The 18782-nt window shown below is 56.7% G+C and carries 11 protein-coding genes and 1 tRNA gene; 6 read left to right on the top strand and 6 right to left on the bottom strand.

Annotation, left to right across the window (positions count from 1 at the left end; genetic code table 11):
• Window positions 1-166 precede the first annotated feature (166 nt).
• Entirely contained in the window at window positions 167-2197 is a 2031-nt protein-coding gene (locus tag Poly21_RS10270) for an FG-GAP repeat domain-containing protein (protein ID WP_146406713.1), read from the bottom strand.
• A gap of 196 nt (window positions 2198-2393) precedes the next feature.
• Window positions 2394-2942: a hypothetical protein gene (locus Poly21_RS10265; protein WP_146406712.1), complete on the bottom strand. Its 549-nt coding sequence runs from the start codon at window positions 2940-2942 to the stop codon at window positions 2394-2396.
• 143 nt (window positions 2943-3085) lie between these two features.
• On the opposite strand from Poly21_RS10265, the gene Poly21_RS10260 reads away from it, so the two are divergent.
• The 3 genes from Poly21_RS10260 to Poly21_RS10250 all read left to right on the top strand — a co-directional run bounded on the left by Poly21_RS10260 (window position 3086) and on the right by Poly21_RS10250 (window position 5435).
• Window positions 3086-3775, top strand: coding sequence for a response regulator transcription factor (locus Poly21_RS10260; protein ID WP_146406711.1), 690 nt, complete (start codon window positions 3086-3088; stop codon window positions 3773-3775).
• Window positions 3772-5226, top strand: coding sequence for a sensor histidine kinase (locus Poly21_RS10255; RefSeq protein WP_146406710.1), 1455 nt, complete (start codon window positions 3772-3774; stop codon window positions 5224-5226). The genes Poly21_RS10260 and Poly21_RS10255 overlap by 4 nt, the downstream gene beginning before the upstream one ends.
• Window positions 5227-5361: 135 nt before the next feature.
• Window positions 5362-5435 (top strand) — tRNA-Ile (locus tag Poly21_RS10250).
• 114 nt (window positions 5436-5549) lie between these two features.
• Here the strand turns inward: Poly21_RS10250 and Poly21_RS10245 are convergent.
• On the bottom strand, window positions 5550-7715 hold the full coding sequence (locus Poly21_RS10245; RefSeq protein WP_146406709.1) for a hybrid sensor histidine kinase/response regulator: 2166 nt from the start codon (window positions 7713-7715) through the stop codon (window positions 5550-5552).
• 195 nt (window positions 7716-7910) lie between these two features.
• Between Poly21_RS10245 and Poly21_RS10240 the strand changes: the two genes are divergently transcribed.
• From Poly21_RS10240 to Poly21_RS10230, 3 genes are all read left to right on the top strand, one after another.
• A complete protein-coding gene (locus Poly21_RS10240; RefSeq protein ID WP_302118394.1) occupies window positions 7911-12011 on the top strand; it encodes a chemotaxis protein CheB in 4101 nt (1366 codons plus the stop codon).
• Window positions 12012-12108: 97 nt separating this feature from the next.
• Window positions 12109-12846 (top strand): class I SAM-dependent methyltransferase, encoded by a 738-nt coding sequence (locus Poly21_RS10235; protein ID WP_302118392.1) that lies wholly within the window; start codon window positions 12109-12111, stop codon window positions 12844-12846.
• Window positions 12847-12948: 102 nt separating this feature from the next.
• Window positions 12949-13683: an SDR family oxidoreductase gene (locus Poly21_RS10230; protein ID WP_146406707.1), complete on the top strand. Its 735-nt coding sequence runs from the start codon at window positions 12949-12951 to the stop codon at window positions 13681-13683.
• A 247-nt stretch (window positions 13684-13930) separates the two neighbouring features.
• Here Poly21_RS10230 and Poly21_RS10225 read toward each other — a convergent pair whose 3' ends face one another.
• The 3 genes from Poly21_RS10225 to Poly21_RS10215 are packed head-to-tail and all read right to left on the bottom strand — an operon-like array spanning window position 13931 to window position 18578.
• Window positions 13931-14974, bottom strand: coding sequence for a coiled-coil domain-containing protein (locus Poly21_RS10225; protein WP_146406706.1), 1044 nt, complete (start codon window positions 14972-14974; stop codon window positions 13931-13933).
• Window positions 14971-17106, bottom strand: a complete 2136-nt coding sequence (locus Poly21_RS10220; protein WP_146406705.1) for a hypothetical protein — start codon at window positions 17104-17106, stop codon at window positions 14971-14973. Before Poly21_RS10220 ends, Poly21_RS10225 begins: the two co-directional genes overlap by 4 nt.
• Window positions 17103-18578, bottom strand: coding sequence for a MotA/TolQ/ExbB proton channel family protein (locus Poly21_RS10215; protein ID WP_146406704.1), 1476 nt, complete (start codon window positions 18576-18578; stop codon window positions 17103-17105). The genes Poly21_RS10220 and Poly21_RS10215 overlap by 4 nt, the downstream gene beginning before the upstream one ends.
• Window positions 18579-18782: the final 204 nt, after the last annotated feature.

The raw sequence follows: 18782 nt of genomic DNA, 5'->3' as shown, positions 1-18782 counted from the left end.
CTGAACTTGTCTACAAGAGGTAGAGCAACTGGTGTGCCAAGCCCATCGCAGCTGGTCTGCAAGGCTGCCACGGCAGCAATTGTGTGACCACGACGCGGGAAAACTGCATGGAAATCCACCGGGGCGATCGACCGGCTTGCATTTTCGTGCATTAGTGGTGAAACCGCTAATCGTTTGGAATGGATTCCACAGCGGGCGATGCGTCAGCCGAACCTACGGAAACTGTCGCCAGCTTCTCTCGTGGATAGTAGATCACGCTGCCGTGTTCCTCACCCACCAACAAATCCAGTTGACCACGTCCCAGATCCACCGCTAAAGGCGAGCAGCTGTGCGTCCCCATCTCGAGCTTGTCGCCGTTGAAGGTCATGACGCGCGGGTATTCGAAAACCGGTTCACTATTGGTGCCTGCATTGCGAAGAAACAAGACGCTTGCCTGTCGCCGCTCTCCCTCAAAGGTGTCGTCGGGGATTCCGCCGGGGCCAGGCAGTGAAGCTGCCCGGCCCGTGCCAGCGAGCAGGTCGATAACGCTATCACCGTCCCAGTCGACTGCTTGCAACTTGGTTCGACCAAACTGCCCAGCGAATCGTTTTCCATGTGCTTGAATAGGTTCGCCCGTCGTCAACCGAAGGACCTCGCCCGGAGTGACGTTGTAATCATCTACCTGCCAGTACCGACGCAACTGATTCTGTTCGTCATTGACGATGATGCATTGAGGACCGTCAGCAACACCCCAATTGGTGATGGCAGGTTGAGTACGCCAAACCAAATGCAGTTCCATCGTATCACTCTTTAAAACCACCGGCGGCGCAAATGCGGGAGGATTGGAACCCGGCTCATGAAGCATTACAGAAATATCCGCTTGGATACTGTTGTAGACAATATCCAGTAATCCGTCGTGATTCCAATCGACCAGTGTCGGGCAGGTGTACCCCCAGCGTGACTCCGAAGGGCCTTGGATTCCGGTGTAACCAGCATCGACTTTAACCACTTTCCCGCCTGCATTGATTCGCTGCGGTGCAGCAAACTCAGCTTGCTCTGCCGTTCCAATGTTGCGAATGAAAAAGAAGTGTCCGGCGTCGTTTCCACTCAGCAGATCCGTCAGCCTGTCACCGTCCAAGTCGCCCGAGGTCAGGACGGGCAGCGCTCCGATCATCAGGGCTGGGTCCTTGATCAGCACCGGCACCGGTGGATCATAAATCGGTCCGCCGCGCGAGCTAAACCGACCTGAAAAGTTATAGAACCAAACCGCGCTGGTGTCCGCCACCAGGAGATCCGAGTCCCCGGTGGTCGGATCGGGAATCGCTGCCGGACTCGGGTAGATGCCGGGATGCCGCATGCCGTTGCTATCAGCACCACACATCAACACCGCTGGTTCCAACTCCAATCCGTTCTGAGTTGAGTTACGAAAGTAGTAGAACATTCCTTGCGAAGCCGCTCCCATCACGCCCCGCTGTTCATGCGCAGGAAACTCCACCTGAGATAGACCCGTGCAGCGAATCAGAAAGTCTCGCTGAGAAGGGAAGATCGGGAAACTTACCTCCGCAGCGGGCGTGTCCATCCCCAGTTTCAATGCTCCTAGCACCGCGTACGATAGCTTGCCACGCCAAATTCCCGATCCGTTAAATGGCCGATATTCTGCCGAATGAGAATGGGCACCAGGCACTCCATGGGCTTTACCATCCCCTTTCGTAAACAGCACCGCGATGCGATTATTCGTGAGTGACGTCGCAGTGAGAGTCTTTAGCCCGCCGGGTACCTCGACCGAACGTGGGTCGGAGAATTCGAACCGGAGGTTGGACCGATCGAACTGAGCCATCCGAACTTTGTTATCGCGGTACACCACTGCTGAGAGTTTTTCATCCCCAGTAATGAGAGCCAGCGATCCTGGGGGAGCTTGAAACTCGCGAGGTTGGCCGTAGACCGGCACACCGCCGGCGGTAAAGTGCTCGAAAGGCAAGAACGTGCGATTGCTAACCAGGAGATCATACGGGCCATTGCCGAGGATGTCGGCGGTGCCGAGCAACGGAACCTGGGAGTGACGTGTCACGCCCAGCGGCCCCACGTCGACGGCCAGACGCAATTTTTCGCCCGCCGCCCAGGGCTGCGTTTGTGCATCGGCGACTGGCGACCGCGAAACGAGCGCGACCAAAAATGCGCAGGCGGCTAGGAAGGGAACTCGCTTGTCTTGCTTTCTCAATGGACTGTGTATCCTGACGAATAACTGTTGGCAGTAATCAATTGTTAGCAGTAACCGTATTCAAGGGCGGGCGACGTCCCGCAATCACGCACTCACTCGCCCGTAGAAATGAGCGAGCAGCTCGGGCAACATGTCTATAGACTAGGGTTGCATGGGGGCCTGTGCAACTAGGCCCCCTGCTGTGCACCCCGCGGAACTATCCGCAGGCGACGATGCTGCGACCGATCGCAGCGAAGACGCTACCCGCGTCATGCCATTCCGGGCGTAGGATGAAGCACCGATCGAACTTCATGCGATCCGACAACAGACTTTCAACAGCTTGATCCACCGAGACATAGTGCTGCGTCTGATCCCACCCCGCAATGGATGCCCCCTTGCTGCTCGTCCCCTTGCGGCTCGGCCCCTCGCTGCTCGCACTGAGTAAGGGCAGCGTGGTTCTGGATTGGGGAGGGACGACGATCGCCAGTCGTCCTCCGTCGCCAACGGTCCGAGCAAGACGATGCCACTCCGGTGCACCGTGATCAGGCAGTTCAATCGCGACCCCCAGGCGTCGACCGAATCGCCCGTCGAGGGTTTTGACAATGTCACACAGGTTCTCCATCGAATGGAAGGTCGTCACTGAAATCGTGGGTGACTTGACCTCATCCTGCCGCGGTGCTCCCATCATGGAAAAGCTATTCGCTAACGTTGGTGCGAGTTCGCGTGGAAAAGTTGAATGAATCGCAGCGATGGTTTGCATGGACATGGTATGGTTCTTCCGACTGGTGGAAATGGAGCAGGTTGCCGACAAGAGGAGCTTGTTTCGACCATGCCTCCATTCTTGCCATCCACCCGAAACCCACCGTGAAAGCAGTTTAAAGTTTACTTTATGTTCCGAGGTATCGGTGAATGAGCGTGCGCATCCTCGCGGTGGAAGATGATCCTGGCATCGCCAATTTTCTCGTGCGCGGATTGACGGAGGAGGGGTATGTCGTTGAGCACGCCGCTGATGGACGCCAAGCCTGGTTGCGGTTGCAGTCTGAAGTCTGGGACCTTGTGATCTTGGACTGGTGGCTTCCGGGAGAAGACGGCATTCAATTGTTACAGCGGTTTCGACAGAAGAATCGCAGCACGCCGGTGCTTTTCTTGACTGCTCGTGACGGCGTCACCGAACGCGTTCAAGGGTTGGATGCGGGCGCTGACGACTATCTGACCAAGCCCTTCGCATTTGAGGAACTATTGGCTCGTATCCGGGTATTGCTCCGGCGGCCGAGCCAAACGGACTCGATCTATCTCGACTACCGCGACATTCGCATCGACTTGGCTCAACAGCGTGCGACTCGCGGAGGTGAAATGTTAGATCTAACCGCCAAGGAGTTCTCACTGTTGGCCATGTTCATGCGCAATCCACAGCGAGTGCTGTCGCGCACACGAATTTATGAGACCGTGTGGGACGAAAACTTTGACGGCCTCTCGAACACACTCGAAGTGCATATCAAAGACCTGCGGCGCAAGCTCGAACAGTTTGGTCCGCGAGTGATCCTGACCCGGCGAGGCCAGGGCTACATTTTGGACGCTGCCCACGTGACCGACTCATGACGCTTACGACGCGCGTTTCCGCATTCTTTCTCGCCGCCCTCGCCGGAGCTTTGATCATTTATTCACTGGTGTTCTATTCGGTCACCAGTCGGCAGATCCATTTTCAGTTTGACCGCGAGCTGAGTGGGGCACTCCACTCTCTCGTCGCGGCGGCGGAGGTCGAAGAAACGGAGGTCAAGTGGCAACCGCTGGAGCACTCGATTGCGTTCGGCTCTTTGGACGAGTTTGGGGAGGCGCAGTGGATTGTCGTTGGCGACCAACAGCTGGTCGTCGAGGCATCGCCGACCGCCACTCCCACATTTCGATCCCGTGCTATGGAACTTGCTGCACTGACGGTTTCCAGTGGAACGATTCGCAATAGCGTCCTGGCGTCGGAGCCCACCATGCTGATGTACCAACGACTGCGTGCCCCGCGACCCGCTTCCCTTAACAGAGAACTCGATGAGTTTGACGAAGTCTTGGTCGTCGTTGGTCGTGCGACCGTGAAGCGAGATGCGATGCTGGGACGGTTAACGTTGCTCGTGATTCTATTGCCGCTGGCGGCGTGGTTGATCGCAGCACTGCTGGGCCGATGGCTTGTACGCCAAGCTCTGCGGCCAGTGTCTGCCATGTCACATCAGGCTCGATCGATCGCCGGATCGGACTTTCAGGCTAGACTCAAAATAGATGACTCAGGGGATGAGCTCGCCGAACTCAGCTCGACATTCAATCGGTTACTCGATCGGCAGCAGGCTGCGTTCGATCAACAACGTCGTTTCGCAGGTGATGCCGCCCATGAACTACGCTCGCCGCTGACGGTACTGATGGGTGAAATCGACGTGACGCTGAGAAAACCGCGTACTCAGGCTGAGTACCAACAGACGTTGAGCGTGCTTCGCACGCACTGCCGGAGCCTCCAGGAAATCGTCGAGTCGCTGTTGTTCCTTGCCCGCAATGAAGCAGACGCGACTCTTCCCCAATTGCAACCAATCGACATTCACACGTGGTTGGACGAGCAGCAGCACTCGTGGAAACATTTCCCCCGAGTAAACGATCTCAACCTTGAAAACCATGTCGCAGCGGGAACGGAGGCGTTAGCCACACCGTCATTACTCACCCAGATTATCAGCAATCTCGTTGCCAATGCGCTGAAGTACAGTGAGCCGGGCACCCCCGTCACCATCTCGTCGGAAACTCACGGTGGCGGCGTGTTCATTCATGTCATTGATCGTGGTTGCGGCATCGAAGCAGACGATCGTCCGCACATATTCAACCCATTTTTTCGATCGCGTGAGGCGAGGAACCTGGGGATTGCGGGCAACGGGCTCGGGCTGGCGATCGCCCATCGGATCGCACGAACACTCGGTGGCGAACTATCGTGTGAGAGCACGCCGGGGCAGGGAAGCCGTTTCAGCCTGCGACTACCCCAACACACCGATTCCAGCGATTTCGATTCTCGCGAGGGTCGATGATCCGGAAACTCCATGGGTCAATACGATCCGCACCATCAACCTGTCCGTTGGCAGGCCTGGTCCCCACTGCAACAAAGTCGACAGGCCTGCTAAACTATTCTCGAAATGCAGCTTTAATCGAGCAGCATTTTGCCAGGGGCTGTAGCTCAGTTGGTTAGAGCTGGGAACTCATAATTCCTAGGTCGCGGGTTCAAGTCCTGCCAGCCCTACTTTCTATTTTATCTTGGACATTGCTTGCGTCCTCTGTGGTGCCACGGCGTTGGGGGACACACGGCCGACCGAGGGTGTTGTGCGGACGTTGTCAGTGTCGCCAAGGCGTGGAATCAATCGTCGCCCTGAAAGAAGGCTTGCAGGACTTTGAAGTCGACGGGTTTGACCATGTGCTCATCAAATCCTGCTGAGAGTGCCTTCTGCCGATCACTGGCTTGGCCGTAGCCAGTCATCGCAACCAATTTCATATCGCGATGGCGATGGTCTTTGCGCAGCTGCTTGGCGAGTTCATATCCAGTCATGCCTGGCATCGATATATCTGAGAAAACCACGTCCGCTGGAAAGGTTTGGAGCACTTCGAGAGCGGCAGTTCCGCTGTCAACAATGCGGACGTCGTGCCCCAATTTGGTGAGCAGTCGCGAGAGAATGACCGACAGAGCTCGCATGTCGTCTACAACGAGAACCTTCATGGGGCGGACGTTATGAGGCGCCTTCGCAGGCACAGCTTCCTGCACTTCGGGAGCGATCGCTGCGGGTAGGCGAATCGTGAATTCGCTACCTTTGCCGATTCCGTCACTGGCGGCTGCGACGGTTCCTCCATGCAACTCGACGAGCGTGCGAACAAGGGTCAACCCGATCCCCAATCCGGCAACGCCACGTTCAACAGAATCTTCGATCTGCGCGAACATCTCGAAGATATCGTCAATCCGTTCAGGTGAAATCCCGCTGCCATTGTCAGTGACGGTGATGACGACAAACTCGTCGACACGCTCAGCGGAAACGTCAATCTTACAGTCGACATCACTATACTTCGATGCGTTATTGATGAGATTACAGATCACCTGTGTGATGCGGGCGGGATCGACATCAACGCACAATCCACTTGGAGCAACTCGCACGGAGAGCTGCTGGCTATTCGCTTCAACATGCGACTGGGCGTTGTCGACCGCGGCGTCAATGACCGTACTGATCTCGACAACTTGTTTCTTAAGATCGATCTTTCCGCGTCCAATGCGTGACACGTCCATCAAATCGTCGAGCAAACGAACGATTTGCTCGACCTGAACCTCCATGGTCGCGCGTAAATCGTGAATTTCAGGGCTGACGTCCATTAGCGACATCAACTGGACGGCACTCTTGATCGGCGAAAGCGGATTACGGAGTTCGTGCGCTAGCGTGGCGAGGAATTCATTCTTGCGACGCGATTCTTCGGAGAGTTCTGCGGCCAAACGACTCAGCTCATCGCTGTTCTGTTTCTGTTCGGTCATGTCTCGCATGACCTTGCTAAATCCGACAACTTTACCGGAGGCGTTGCGAATGGAGCTGGTAATTCCGGATGCCCAAAACTGAGTATCATCCTTGCGTTTCATCCAGCGATCGTCACTCGCGGCACCATTCTTAGTAGCCCTTTCAAATTCGGCGTCGACAACGCCAGAAGCGTGGGCCTCCGGCGTGAATATGAGTGGGCGGACGTCGCGGTCTAAGAACTCAAGCTCATCGAAGCCGAGAACTTGCTTGACGCCATCGTTCCAGGTCGTAGCGCGGCACTCGGTGTCCATCATGAAGATGGCGTAGTCGGAGATTTGTTCGAGGAACAAGCGGATCTGTTCATCGAGTTTACGGTTCTTTTCCTTCAGCCTTCGCTGTCGGTAAACCGCCCATAAAACGCCACCCACCAGTGCTAGCGCAGACAGGGTGAGTAGGAGACCAGTCAGCCACGCGGTTTGGTAGGTGTGTTTCGTTTCGGCCAATTGCATGGCATATCGCACTCGCGCGTTGCCCCGCATCAACTCCGCCTCATCACGAATCTGTGCCATCAGGTCTTTGCCGAAATTCGTTCGGGCAACCACGTCCGCGTCTGCTTGACTGCCCTCTTGTCGCAGCTTGATCGTGAAGCTGAGCTCTTCACGTTTGATGCGAATGGACTGTTTGAGAGAATCCAGAACTTCATCCTGGGACGGATTGTTCGCCGTTCGCTGGGTGAGTTCAGAGAGCAAGTCATCCAAACTTGCCTCGGCCGCCATGTACCGATCGAGATAACTGTCATCCCCAGTGACGAGGAACCCACGCTGATAACCTTCTGCTTCACGAAGGGCAATCGACAGCGAATCGAGCGTCTCCAGAACAGCATACGAGCCACCCACTTTGTCCACGTCCTGCCACATCCTTGTGAGGCTGTGCAGCGTGACAAAGCCGCTGATGACCAGTAGCGTGATAACGCCTGCAGCACAGATCGGCTCGAAGAGTCGGTTCAGCTTACGAATCGTGGATCGGGGCAACTGAAAAACATCCTGGCTGGGCGGTAGTAAGCGGATTGGCGAATCGGTGGCGCTTCCATTCTAGCGGAAGATTGCCAGCGGACGAGTCAGGATAGGCACGCAACTTGCACATTAAGGCTCTAACTGACAGAATTTGACGATCCATGGCTCATTTCAGACGTCATGTGCAGCCCCTACAACGGAGACCGACTGAAGATGAGCCATGACGCACTGGCAGCAGAACCCGATCGCGAAAAGTGCGAAGACTTTCACATTGTTGGGGTCGGAGCCTCCGCGGGTGGTCTGGAGGCTCTCGAAGCGTTTTTTCATGCCATGCCCGCGGACTCTGGAATGGCGTTCGTCGTCATTCAACATCTGTCACCCGACTTTAAAAGTCACATGGAGGAGTTACTGGCTCGCCACACCAGTATACCCATCCACCGCGTCGAGAACTGTGTTGAGGTCCAGCCAAACTCGATCTACCTGATCCCACCAAGGAAAGAGATGGTGATCAGCGATGGAAAGCTGCTGTTGACCGAACGCAGCAATGATCGATCCCTGATCCATCCCATCGATCAGTTTTTAACGTCGCTGGCCGCTGATGTCGGTGATCGCGGCCTGGCGGTGATCCTCTCAGGCACCGGTAGCGATGGTTCACGCGGGATTGTCGACGTCAGTACCGTCGGTGGTTTCGTGCTGGTTCAGGATGAAACATCGGCGAAATTCAGCGGGATGCCGACGAGTGCCAACGCGACCGGTCGCGTCGATTTAGTGCTGCCTCCTGCGGCAATTGCCGAAACACTCGTGTCTTACTCCCAGCGTGCTGTGTCCAAGGAGACACTTGTGCACGAGGCGCTGGAGATGAACAACATGGAGGGCGTTGATCAGATCGCATTGCTACTGAACCGTCGCTACGGCATCGATTTTTCTCAATACAAGTCGAGCACGGTGGGACGCCGGATCCGTCGCCGCATTTCTCTATTAGGGCTCGATTCCATTGACGACTACGTCACTCGCCTAGCTACCGATGCGACGGAGCTCAGCGAGATGTATGAGGACTTGTTGATTGGCGTGACGAAGTTCTTTCGTGACCCGGAAGCGTTTGAAAGATTACGGCGTGAATGCATCTCGCGGCTCGTTCGTGAAAGTACCGGCGAGCCGATTCGAATTTGGGTGGCCGCGTGCGCATCTGGTGAGGAAGCTTATTCGATCGCAATTCTGGTAGACGAAGAATTACGCAAAGAAAACCGAGCGATTGAGGTGAAGATATTCGCCACCGACGCACATCAAGGATCCCTCGAAATTGCAGCCAAGGGGATATACTCCGGAGAAGCACTTAGTGAGTTAAATGAAGAGCGACTCGCCCGTTATTTCACGCGTGCCAGTGATGGTTACCACGTCAATCGAACCCTACGGAACTATGTCGTCTTCGCGTCTCATAACTTGATCAACGACGCACCCTTCACGCAGATGGACCTGGTGACGTGCCGCAATATGCTGATCTATCTGCAGCCGGCGGCCCAGCGGCAATCGCTATTGATGTTCCATTTTGCACTCAAACTCAACGGCACTTTGTTTCTCGGACCTAGCGAATCCACGGGCGAACTTTCCGCCGAGTTCAAAACCATTGACACGAAGTGGCGTCTGTACAGCAAACGCAGGGACGTACGCCTGTCGATGGGAATGCGGGCTCCGAGTGGCAGGCGAGCTGAGAGACTTCCGCACGTTACCTTGCCCGCCATGCCGCCTCGCAGCAATCGGGTCGATCAGGATCTGATCGAGGTATACGACCAGGTCCTCGCGAAGGTAATGCCATGCAGTATTCTGGTTAGCGAAGCGGGCGAGATCCATCATGTGTTTGGAGGAGCGGAACGGTTCCTGAGAAACCGCAGCGGTCGACCGTCGAATCATCTGCTGGAAGTGCTCGACGATTCCTTGCGAAACCCCGTCGCGGCAGCTTGGCATCATGCCATCAAAAAAGCTGAGTCCGTGCGTAATGGACCGACGACCTTTGACGGCGCCGATGGGCAGGAAGAGGTCGTCATTACGATCACACCGTTGTCAGAGGGTACCTCCGGGCCGAGCAACTTTCTTGTCGCAATCGAAGCGACTGGCTCGGCTACACAACCACAACGTCCCATTGATGCGACCGCCGCCGAAATGCATCGCACCCGTGTCGATAGTCTGGAGAGCGATCTAAAGGTCTCGCAAGAGAATCTGCAGGCAGCGTTGGAGGAGATGGAGACCTCCAACGAGGAACTGCAGGCTAGCAATCAAGAGCTTATCGCATCGAATGAGGAACTGCAGAGTACGAACGAAGAGCTGCATAGCGTCAATGAAGAACTGTACACCGTTAACGCGGAGCATCAACGCCGTGTCGAAGAGTTGGCGATCGCCAATGACGACATGGACAACCTACTGGCGACCACACGCGTCGGTGTGATCTTTCTCGATCGAGATCTGTATATTCGCCGCTTCACTCCTGAAATTGCTCGTGTGTTTCATTTAACTGGTGGAGACACCGGGCGGTCGATGGAGCAGTTTGCGCATGCGCTGAACTATTCGAACCTTACGGAAAAACTCCATGAGGTCCTCGATACGCAGCGAGAATTGGAGGTCAAGGTAGCTGATCGTGCAGGTACCTTTTTCCTATTACGCGTTCTTCCCTATCGCAGCGACGACACGACGGAGGGCCTGGTATTAACGCTGATCGATATCAACTCGCTCGAAGAGGCGGCAGCTGAGATTCGCCTTCAGAAGCTGGCGATTGAGTCGGCGATCAATGGCATCGTCATCACTGATCCTCGGCAGGATGACGACCCGATTATCTACGCCAATCAAGGTTTTCTTGATCTAACCGGCTACGAACGTGACGAGGTGCTCAATCGAAATTGTCGCTTCCTGCAGAGTCGGGACACCGATCAGGAAGCGATCTCGCAGATTCGTGGCTCGTTGGCAGCCGGTGATCCGGTTCGGATGGCGATCTTGAATCATCGCAAGGATGGCACCGCGTTCTGGAACGACCTCAGCATCACGCCGGTCCGTGACCAGGATGGTGAGATTGTCAACTTTGTGGGCGTGCAGCACGACGTGACCGCTCAGGTCGAGGCCCAGCAAAGACTCGAAGAAGCCAATCGAGCCGCTCAGCAGGCCAGTGATGCCAAAAGCTCATTTTTGGCGATGATGTCGCATGAGCTACGCACACCCCTGACGTCAGTGCTTGGATTCGCAGACATCCTCCGCAGTGAGTCCGACGATCCCGATTATCTCGACAAAATCGACACCATTCGTCGCAACGGCGCTTATCTGCTGGCATTGCTCAATGACATCCTCGATCTATCCAAAATTGAAGCCGGTAAGCTGACCTTCGGCAAACAGAGCATCGACGTTCGAGCAGTGTTGAAAGAAGTCGAAATCCTCATGCAGGTACGTGCGAAGGAAGCGGGCGTTCCGTTGAGGTTCGACCTCCGCCAGCCCTTACCCACCGATGTCACCGCAGACGAAGTTCGCGTCCGACAAATTTTGGTAAACCTGATTAGCAATGCGATTAAGTTCACTCAAGACGGCGAGGTGCTCGTCGCTGCGGTGGTGAAGGAGAATTGTGATCACGACGACCAACCAATGGCGTACTGTCTGGAAATTTCGGTCACCGATACTGGGATTGGAATATCGGATGAGCAACTCACCAAGCTTTTTACACCTTTCAATCAAGCTCAGGAACAGACCCCCCGGCACGCGGGCGGTACCGGACTCGGACTGAGTATCAGCAAACGCTTAGCGGAGGGAATGGATGGAACGATCGAGGTGGAGAGTGAGCTAGGAACAGGCAGTTGTTTTACGCTGCGTTTGCCCATCACGGCGGAACAAGCCCAGACACGTACGGGCGAAGCCACACTCGTCGACGCCAAGAAGACCGAGCGACCGGCGGATTTCCCAACTATCAGTGCGAAGATTTTGCTCGCCGATGATCGTCGTGACGTTTGGCAAGTTGGCAAGCATTTCCTGGAGAAATGCGGTGCCCAAGTAACGATTGCAGAGAATGGTCTCCAAGCCATCAAGCACGTCGAACAGGCGGCTGGTGAAGGTGAACCCTTCGCACTGATCTTGATGGATATGCAGATGCCTGTGCTGGACGGTCGGCAAGCAGTCGCTCGACTTCGCACGCTTGGATACAGGACGCCGATCATCGCTTTAACCGCAGACGCGATGGATGGTGAACGAGAATCATGTATCGCGATGGGCTGCAACGAGTACTTTCCCAAGCCGATTGATGCGTTGCTGCTTACAAACCTGATCGCGGATATGTTGGGTCGTTGACCGCTCGACCACCGGCGCCGAATTTGAATGGAAGAACGATCCGCAAGAGACGCTCTGGTCGGGCATTCGCCACCGTTTCAGTAACCGAGATGATTCAATGGACCCCATGTCAACGACGCCGCTGGCACGCAAGTCAACCAACGCTGAAATACGGGCACGATTTGACAATGACGTCGAACGATTCACTCACCTTGAAACAGGACAATCAGCAACGATCGATGCGCCGTTGGCGATGGAACTCATTACGCGAGCGGCGGTTTCAGCGACCGTCGATATTGGCCGCGTGTTAGATATCGGCTGTGGGGCTGGAAATAATACGGTCAAACTCAGACAGGTCTATGGACGAAACTTCGATGTCGACCTCCTCGACCTGAGCCACCCGATGATGATCAAAGCGGAAGAGCGAGTGATTCGAGCGGGCGCAAACAAGGTGCAGCTTTGGCAGAATGACCTTCGCGAGGCGGATTTACCCACAGCCTCTTTCGACGTGATTTTGGCAGCGGCAGTATTACATCATCTGCGCGATGATGCGGACTGGCAAAGCGCATTCACGCGAATCTACCGACTGCTCAAACCCGGTGGGTCGGTATGGATCACGGACTTGGTTTCCCACGAGATGCCAGCGGTGCAGGCGATGATGTGGCATCGATACGGCGAGTATCTCAGCGAACTCGGTGGCGAAGACTACCGCGAGCAAGTGTTCGCATATATCGACAAGGAAGACTCGCCTCGTCCGGTCACCTACCAGCTTGCCTTATTGAAGGAGGTCGGATTCTCGCAGGTCGAACTGCTTCACAAGAACTCATGTTTTGCAGCCTTCGGTGCCATTAAGTAGCCCCCTCCCACTTGGCGGATCAGCCCCCTGATCGTTCATTGGTAACAAAGTTGCCCTTTTGGCCAATGATGGCTTTACTCTTCCTCAGGTGATGTGACGACAGTGTCAAACAACAAGACCGTGATTGTGACCGGCGGATCAGGAGGCATCGGTAGCGAAATTTGCCGACATCTCGCCAAAGTTAGCTGGAACATTGTGGTGCACTATCACAGCGACAAAGATTCGGCAGACGAAATCGTTGCTAGGCTGACGGGCACCGGCGGCAAAGCGGTAGCCGTGAAATGCAATCTCAGTGATGAGCAGGAAGTTACCGGCCTATTTGACTCTGCCATCTCAGAATTCGGCGAGATTCAGGGCGTCGTCGCCTGCGCGGGGATCGGTGGTGGCGGACCGATTGCAGAAACGACCCTGGACGAGTTCCAGAAACTGCTCCGCGTCAACACGGTAGGAGCGTACTTGACGATTCGTGAAGCAGCTCGCCGGATCGAACGCGGCGGCCGGATCGTCTTCATTTCATCGCAACTCGCCGAACGACCACGGGAAGGTACCGGCTTGTACTCGGCATCGAAGGCCGCCATTGACGCCATGATCGTCTCGATGTCCCGAGAACTGGGAAACCGGCAGATTACCATCAACAGTGTTCGCCCTGGAGCGACTGAACCGGGCATGTTTGCCAATAGCAATGAGGAGCGCAAAGAGTTTTTCCGACAGCTGTCGCCTTTCCACAGACTTGGCCGTCCGGACGACATCGCCGGTGTCGTTGAGTTTCTCCTTAGCGATGAAGCGAGATGGATGACCGGCCAGCATCTACGCGTCGATGGCGGCGCGTCTAACTGACCCGGTTTCGTGCACGCGATGCCACGCTGCCGAGGCCGATCGGACCGGAGTCGACGCGCCTACCAACAACATCGAAGCACTTCCGGTTCAATTGATGTCGACCTTTGATAATACCCATCGCATTGCAGCAGCCTCAATTGGCTGTCTTCACTTCCGCACGGCCTTCATAATCGGCTCATCCGACCGACGCATGCTCCGTAGTACCGTGGAAGGTTCTCTGAAGCGATGGGCGTGTGACCGATGCGTCTCACTGGGCTTTTGAACGCGTCCCGGTGCTACTGAAAATAATGGCTTGGCCATCCATCAGTGGTCGCGCGGCGGTAGCGAATCCTCGCTGATACAAGTGCTCTTTAAGTTGGCGAAGTTCTCCGAAGCTATCTGGGTAGACCCAGACCGTAATTGTGGTCGCGTTCGGATCGCGTCCGGCCAACTCGACATCGAGGAAACTGCGGTTTCGCAGAACTTCGCCGATTGGCTGGCCACTCGATTCGGTGAGTGGTTCAAAGGCAACGGCCCCTAGTCGTGCTGTCATGGCGATCCCGGTCCTGCCGTCTTGCGTGACCCGGCCGACGGTTCTCTCGATCACGTAGTTGGCGACGTAATCTCGCACGGGTCCCACCGTAGCGGCCGTGTTGCCTGGCTTTCTCGTCATCCGCTGCACGTCTTGTTTGATTTCCTTCATGAGAATTTCGACGGGCACAACGGACAGTCGGCCTGATTTGAGCCGCAAATCGATCTCATCGCCAAACACCGTTTTGGCCATCGGTGTGGGGAGATGTTCTACCGCGACGACAGGTGCCTCTTCGTTTGCCAAGCGATCCTTTGTGCCAGCGAGAGCAGCCACCTCTGATTCCGCTTCGCGGATCTCGCGTTGCAACTTGGCACTGCGCACTTTGGTTTGATCCAGTTCGGACTGCGCCTCCTCCCACGCCGCTTCGGCGATGCCCTGCAGATCGAGCATTTGACCTCGCGCCGCGTTGAGCTGGGCAATTTGAGCATCATATCGCCGCAGCTTCTCTTCCAACTCGAGAGATTCACGCTGCGCCGACGCTGCACGCATCGCCATTTCGCCGAGCTGATCGAGTTGCCCGCGTGAGGCGAACTCGGTTGTGGATTCATCGATCTGGATACTCTCGTCGGGTTTGGTCTCGGAGCGCATCATCTCGGTGATGTGGTGGGTTTGCGTACCCAAGATCACAACGAGGATGATCAGAATTCCGACGAGGTTAGCTACGATGTCTAAGAAGGCATCGTGACCGAGTTCCACAGTGCTGCGGCGACGTCCACTCATGGCAATCTCCTTATGACCTCGACACCGCTGTTTTGCATCAGTTTCTCGAGTTCGAGATACCGCGATTCCGCGTGCGGCCCCACACTGACTTCCAGACGTGGCTTCCAATAGCCGCCTTGCATCGTCGCTCCCCAGTTCGCGACGCGGTCGCGAATCGCCGTGGCGAGCTGGATGGTCGGTCGGTAGGTACCCTCCTCACCAAATGGGAATGTTTGCACCACGCGTCCCTGTTCAATGAGTTCAAACCTGTCATGGTGACAACGCATCGAAATGGGGCGAATGAATTCGGTTCCTCCCATCCCTCGGAACGCGTCGGGTAGCGCCCAGTCCTGGCCCTCGGGCCGGACCATGTTCTGGGCGACTTGGGGCGTCGCTGGTGCGGAGGTGGACGCACTGGATGGCTCATTGGATCCGGATGTCGAGCCACTCTGTGGCGACCCAGATTGCTGCGCGTCGGTCAGCGCCATCGCCACCGGATTCGCGCTACCGGCGCTGTTCGCAGACGCCGATTGCTCCGGCAGTCCGGGTTGGCCATTGGACTGCGGTTGCGTCAAAGACATCGCGGCTGTCGCCGATTTGCCTGTTGGTGAATCTCCGCCGTCGATGTTCGCTTGCCCATTAGGCCCCTCTCCGCCTGGTCCTCCATGCTGTCCGCCGTTCTGTCCGCCGTTCATCGCTGCACTGTTTCCATCATCAGCGAGTGACGCGTGAGCCTGTGCGTTTTCCATCTCTCCCGAGCCCGCGCCGCCACTCTGGCCTTGGGAGCCTTCGGCATCCATCGATGATTTGCCTTCCAAGAAATCGTTCAACGCATCCGATTGAGACTGGACCATCGGGGCGGCACCGTACCCGGTGTTGCGTGAACCGGGTGGTTCAGAATAGATGCCAGCCGCAAAGCGTTGGTCGCGTGCGGGGGAGTAACCTTTCGATTGCGCTTGACGATCGAGCTCGCGTGCAGAAAGGGTAGGCAGGGACCGCGGCGGCCGCGCATCGCTCGTATTCCCTGTGGTGTCTCCACCTGCCATTTCACTGGATCCGGAGTGGTGGGCACCGCCTGGTCCGGGCGCACCGGCGGCGAACGCATTGTCGTCCATTCCCGCTCCGAAGCCGTCTCCGCTGCCGTCACCATGTCCACGTCCGCGACCGCCACCTCCCGAGCCACCGCCAACAAAACTGTAGTTCCTTGCGGCAGCTTCTTTGACAGCCACTTCCATGTCCTTGCGGAGCACTTGGTCGCCCCCGGGGAAGGCGAGTTCGACCTCGCCTGGTACGAGTTCATATCCATATTGATCATCCCAATCCTTCATCAATGCACTCGCTACACGATACATATAGATTCCGTTGGGACGCACGATCAACAGCGGGTAGGGAGGTTCTCGGTCGCCGTACTTTTCAACGGCGAATCGACGGGCGACCCGCAACGCGGAGCCAAGAGGATTGCTCAGCGGATTGTCCGATTCGGTGGCGGAAAGCGCCTGCGCTTTGGTGATTTGAACACCTTCGGGCATCACCCGCAGACCATCGGCTTCACAAATCACATACACCGGGCGGCGTTGTGTACCGTTGGGGCCGCGATGGGGAACGATCACCACGCGCGGCTTGCTGCCACGCTCACTCGATTCGAGCTCTTTAATATCGGCACGAAGTTTTTCAGCTTCCTCACGCATCAACAACAGTGTTTGCTCATCGGTCTTATGATCCCGATCCGGTTTGTCGGTCGATGCTGTCGCCATCTCGACTTCCGTGTTCAGGGCTGAGAGCTTTTCTTTGATCTTACGCATGTGAGACTCCACCTGCGTAATCTCATCGCGTTTCTTCTCCAGGTCGGCAGTTTGTTGGTCACGGTAAGATATGAGTTCCTTGACGCGGAACTGTTCTTGTTCGATCAGCCGCGCCGCAGCCACTGCGGTCATCTGTGCGGGAGCATCGTCGCCCTTCAGCGCAGCCTCTTTCACTACAGCTTGAGGCGATGCTGCGGCAGCGATTCGCTCCTGCTCTGCTTCGGCGACCACGGCTTCCTTCGCGTCCTGAGCGACCAGCGCAAGCAAGAGGATGAGCGTGCCAAGCGTGCAAATGAGCACCGCCAGGAACGGGAAGAGCGACGGCGAGAGTCCGGCGCGGCGACGACTCATGCGGCCCGTCCCATGGAGGAGTCAACGTCGGCAACGGCGCGGACGCGTTCTTTCAGCGGTGCTGAGGGCGATTGTGGCGCGGTCTGGTCATCTGACGGTGCTAGCCGTGCGGACAGCACGTCGACGGCGCGGGCGAGCGTCGTCATGGCTTGGGTTACCGCCGGATCGACCGTCTCAATAGCTTTCCCCTGGGACGTGTGGCGATCGGAGACGACCATTTTCAAGGCATCGCGAAGTGACGAATCCTGCTCGCTTTGGCGGGAGGCGAGCGTGGTCATGGCCTCGGTATGCGTCAACAGCGTGCGGCGGTGCGTGTGAACTTCGGATGTGGTTTCTTGCATCGCCGCTCGCCACGCGGTGGTCTGTTCGCGCAACGCATTACCAACCGAGTTCGCGGCGGTGTCGAGGCGACCAATCGATGCGTCAATGCGATCCGCGTGGTGGGTGAGGGCCGGCTTCATGGCCGATTGCAGTAGTTGCCGAAACTGTTCGGTGCCCTCGGATTGCTGGCTCCGCCACGCTTGCTGAGCCTCTTGGATCGTATCCGCCCAAAGTTTCGCTTGCGTGGACAATGACTCCGCCACTGCAGTCTCGATCCCGCTGCACAGCCGGGTGATCATTGCGGTTTGGTCGTCGGCAGGGTCGTCATTGGGCAAGCCAATCGAAACCAGGTTTCGTACCCGCTCGTCAATGTCAACGAGCAGACTCTGCATCCCCCGCTCGACGGGGAATTGCAGGAAGATCGCTACGACTGACAAGACGAGGCCTAGGGCGGTGGTATCGAAGGCGACGTAGAGCCCGCTCTTGAGGCGATCGACCGCGGCGGTACCATCGGAGAAATCCAGACCGCCGAGAGTCTGTGTGATCCCGATGACCGTACCGAGAAATCCCAGCATCGGGATCGCCCACACGATGATCCGAATCAGACCCAATGAGTCGTGGGCCGCGTCTGCATCGCGAACGGACAGCTCACGCAAGTCCTCAGGCAACTCTCCCGTCGTCGACCGATGACTCTGGCGTGTCAATACTTCGTCGAGTCGCCGCACGACCGCGCTCGAGCGGGTGCTGGCCGGCAGTCGGCACAAACCCATCCGCCACAAACGAGCGGCGTGTCCGGCATCGTTCTCGCTTCGCCATCGCTGCGATGGTGTCTGCGTGGCATCATCGTCGACCGTCTGGGGCAACAAATCGTCATCGCGAAGGAGTTGCAGTGAGCGTTGCTGGGACGCGGTGTCCAGCGACATCAGCGCTAAGATTGCGATGGCCACCGCGAACAGCGTGGTCGCTGCGACCGAGACGGGGTGCCCGAGAAAATACCGGTTCAACGGTTCCCAATTGATCACGTACAAGGCCGCGTAGAACGCCGCGCAACCCCCTAACCCGAAGGCCATCGGGGTTAATTTGCGGATCAGTTTCTTGCCTGGAGTGGAGGCCGGCGTCAATGAGGCTTGTTTTTTGGGAGGCTGAGTCATGGGACTGCGTTTCCGCTTGGAGTGTTGAGCCGCCAATCAGCGACATGTTTGGAAGGCCAACCCAGAGTTCACGGGCGAGCGATGTGCGACCATATCATGCCGGACGTACGAATCACCAGATCGACCGCTACAACCCCTCAACTTTACCGAAACGGGAAATTTCGGGTTTGCGGCACAACCGGCTTGGTCGGTATCAATGGAAAC

Source organism: Allorhodopirellula heiligendammensis, from assembly GCF_007860105.1.
In the GTDB taxonomy this organism is placed as follows: Bacteria; Planctomycetota; Planctomycetia; order Pirellulales; family Pirellulaceae; genus Rhodopirellula; species Rhodopirellula heiligendammensis.
The sequence above is the reverse complement of the archived record's forward strand: the minus strand, read 5'-3'. Positions and strand labels throughout refer to the sequence as shown.

Bases quoted from the DNA above. Each gene is read 5' to 3' on its own strand.
- Poly21_RS10265 (WP_146406712.1), bottom strand. From the start codon at position 2,942: ATGTCCATGCAAACCATCGCTGCGATTCATTCAACTTTTCCACGCGAA.
- Poly21_RS10260 (WP_146406711.1), top strand. From the start codon at position 3,086: ATGAGCGTGCGCATCCTCGCGGTGGAAGATGATCCTGGCATCGCCAAT.
- Poly21_RS10255 (WP_146406710.1), top strand. From the start codon at position 3,772: ATGACGCTTACGACGCGCGTTTCCGCATTCTTTCTCGCCGCCCTCGCC.
- Poly21_RS10240 (WP_302118394.1), top strand. From the start codon at position 7,911: ATGAGCCATGACGCACTGGCAGCAGAACCCGATCGCGAAAAGTGCGAA.
- Poly21_RS10235 (WP_302118392.1), top strand. From the start codon at position 12,109: ATGGACCCCATGTCAACGACGCCGCTGGCACGCAAGTCAACCAACGCT.
- Poly21_RS10225 (WP_146406706.1), bottom strand. From the start codon at position 14,974: ATGAGTGGACGTCGCCGCAGCACTGTGGAACTCGGTCACGATGCCTTC.
- Poly21_RS10220 (WP_146406705.1), bottom strand. From the start codon at position 17,106: ATGAGTCGTCGCCGCGCCGGACTCTCGCCGTCGCTCTTCCCGTTCCTG.
- Poly21_RS10215 (WP_146406704.1), bottom strand. From the start codon at position 18,578: ATGACTCAGCCTCCCAAAAAACAAGCCTCATTGACGCCGGCCTCCACT.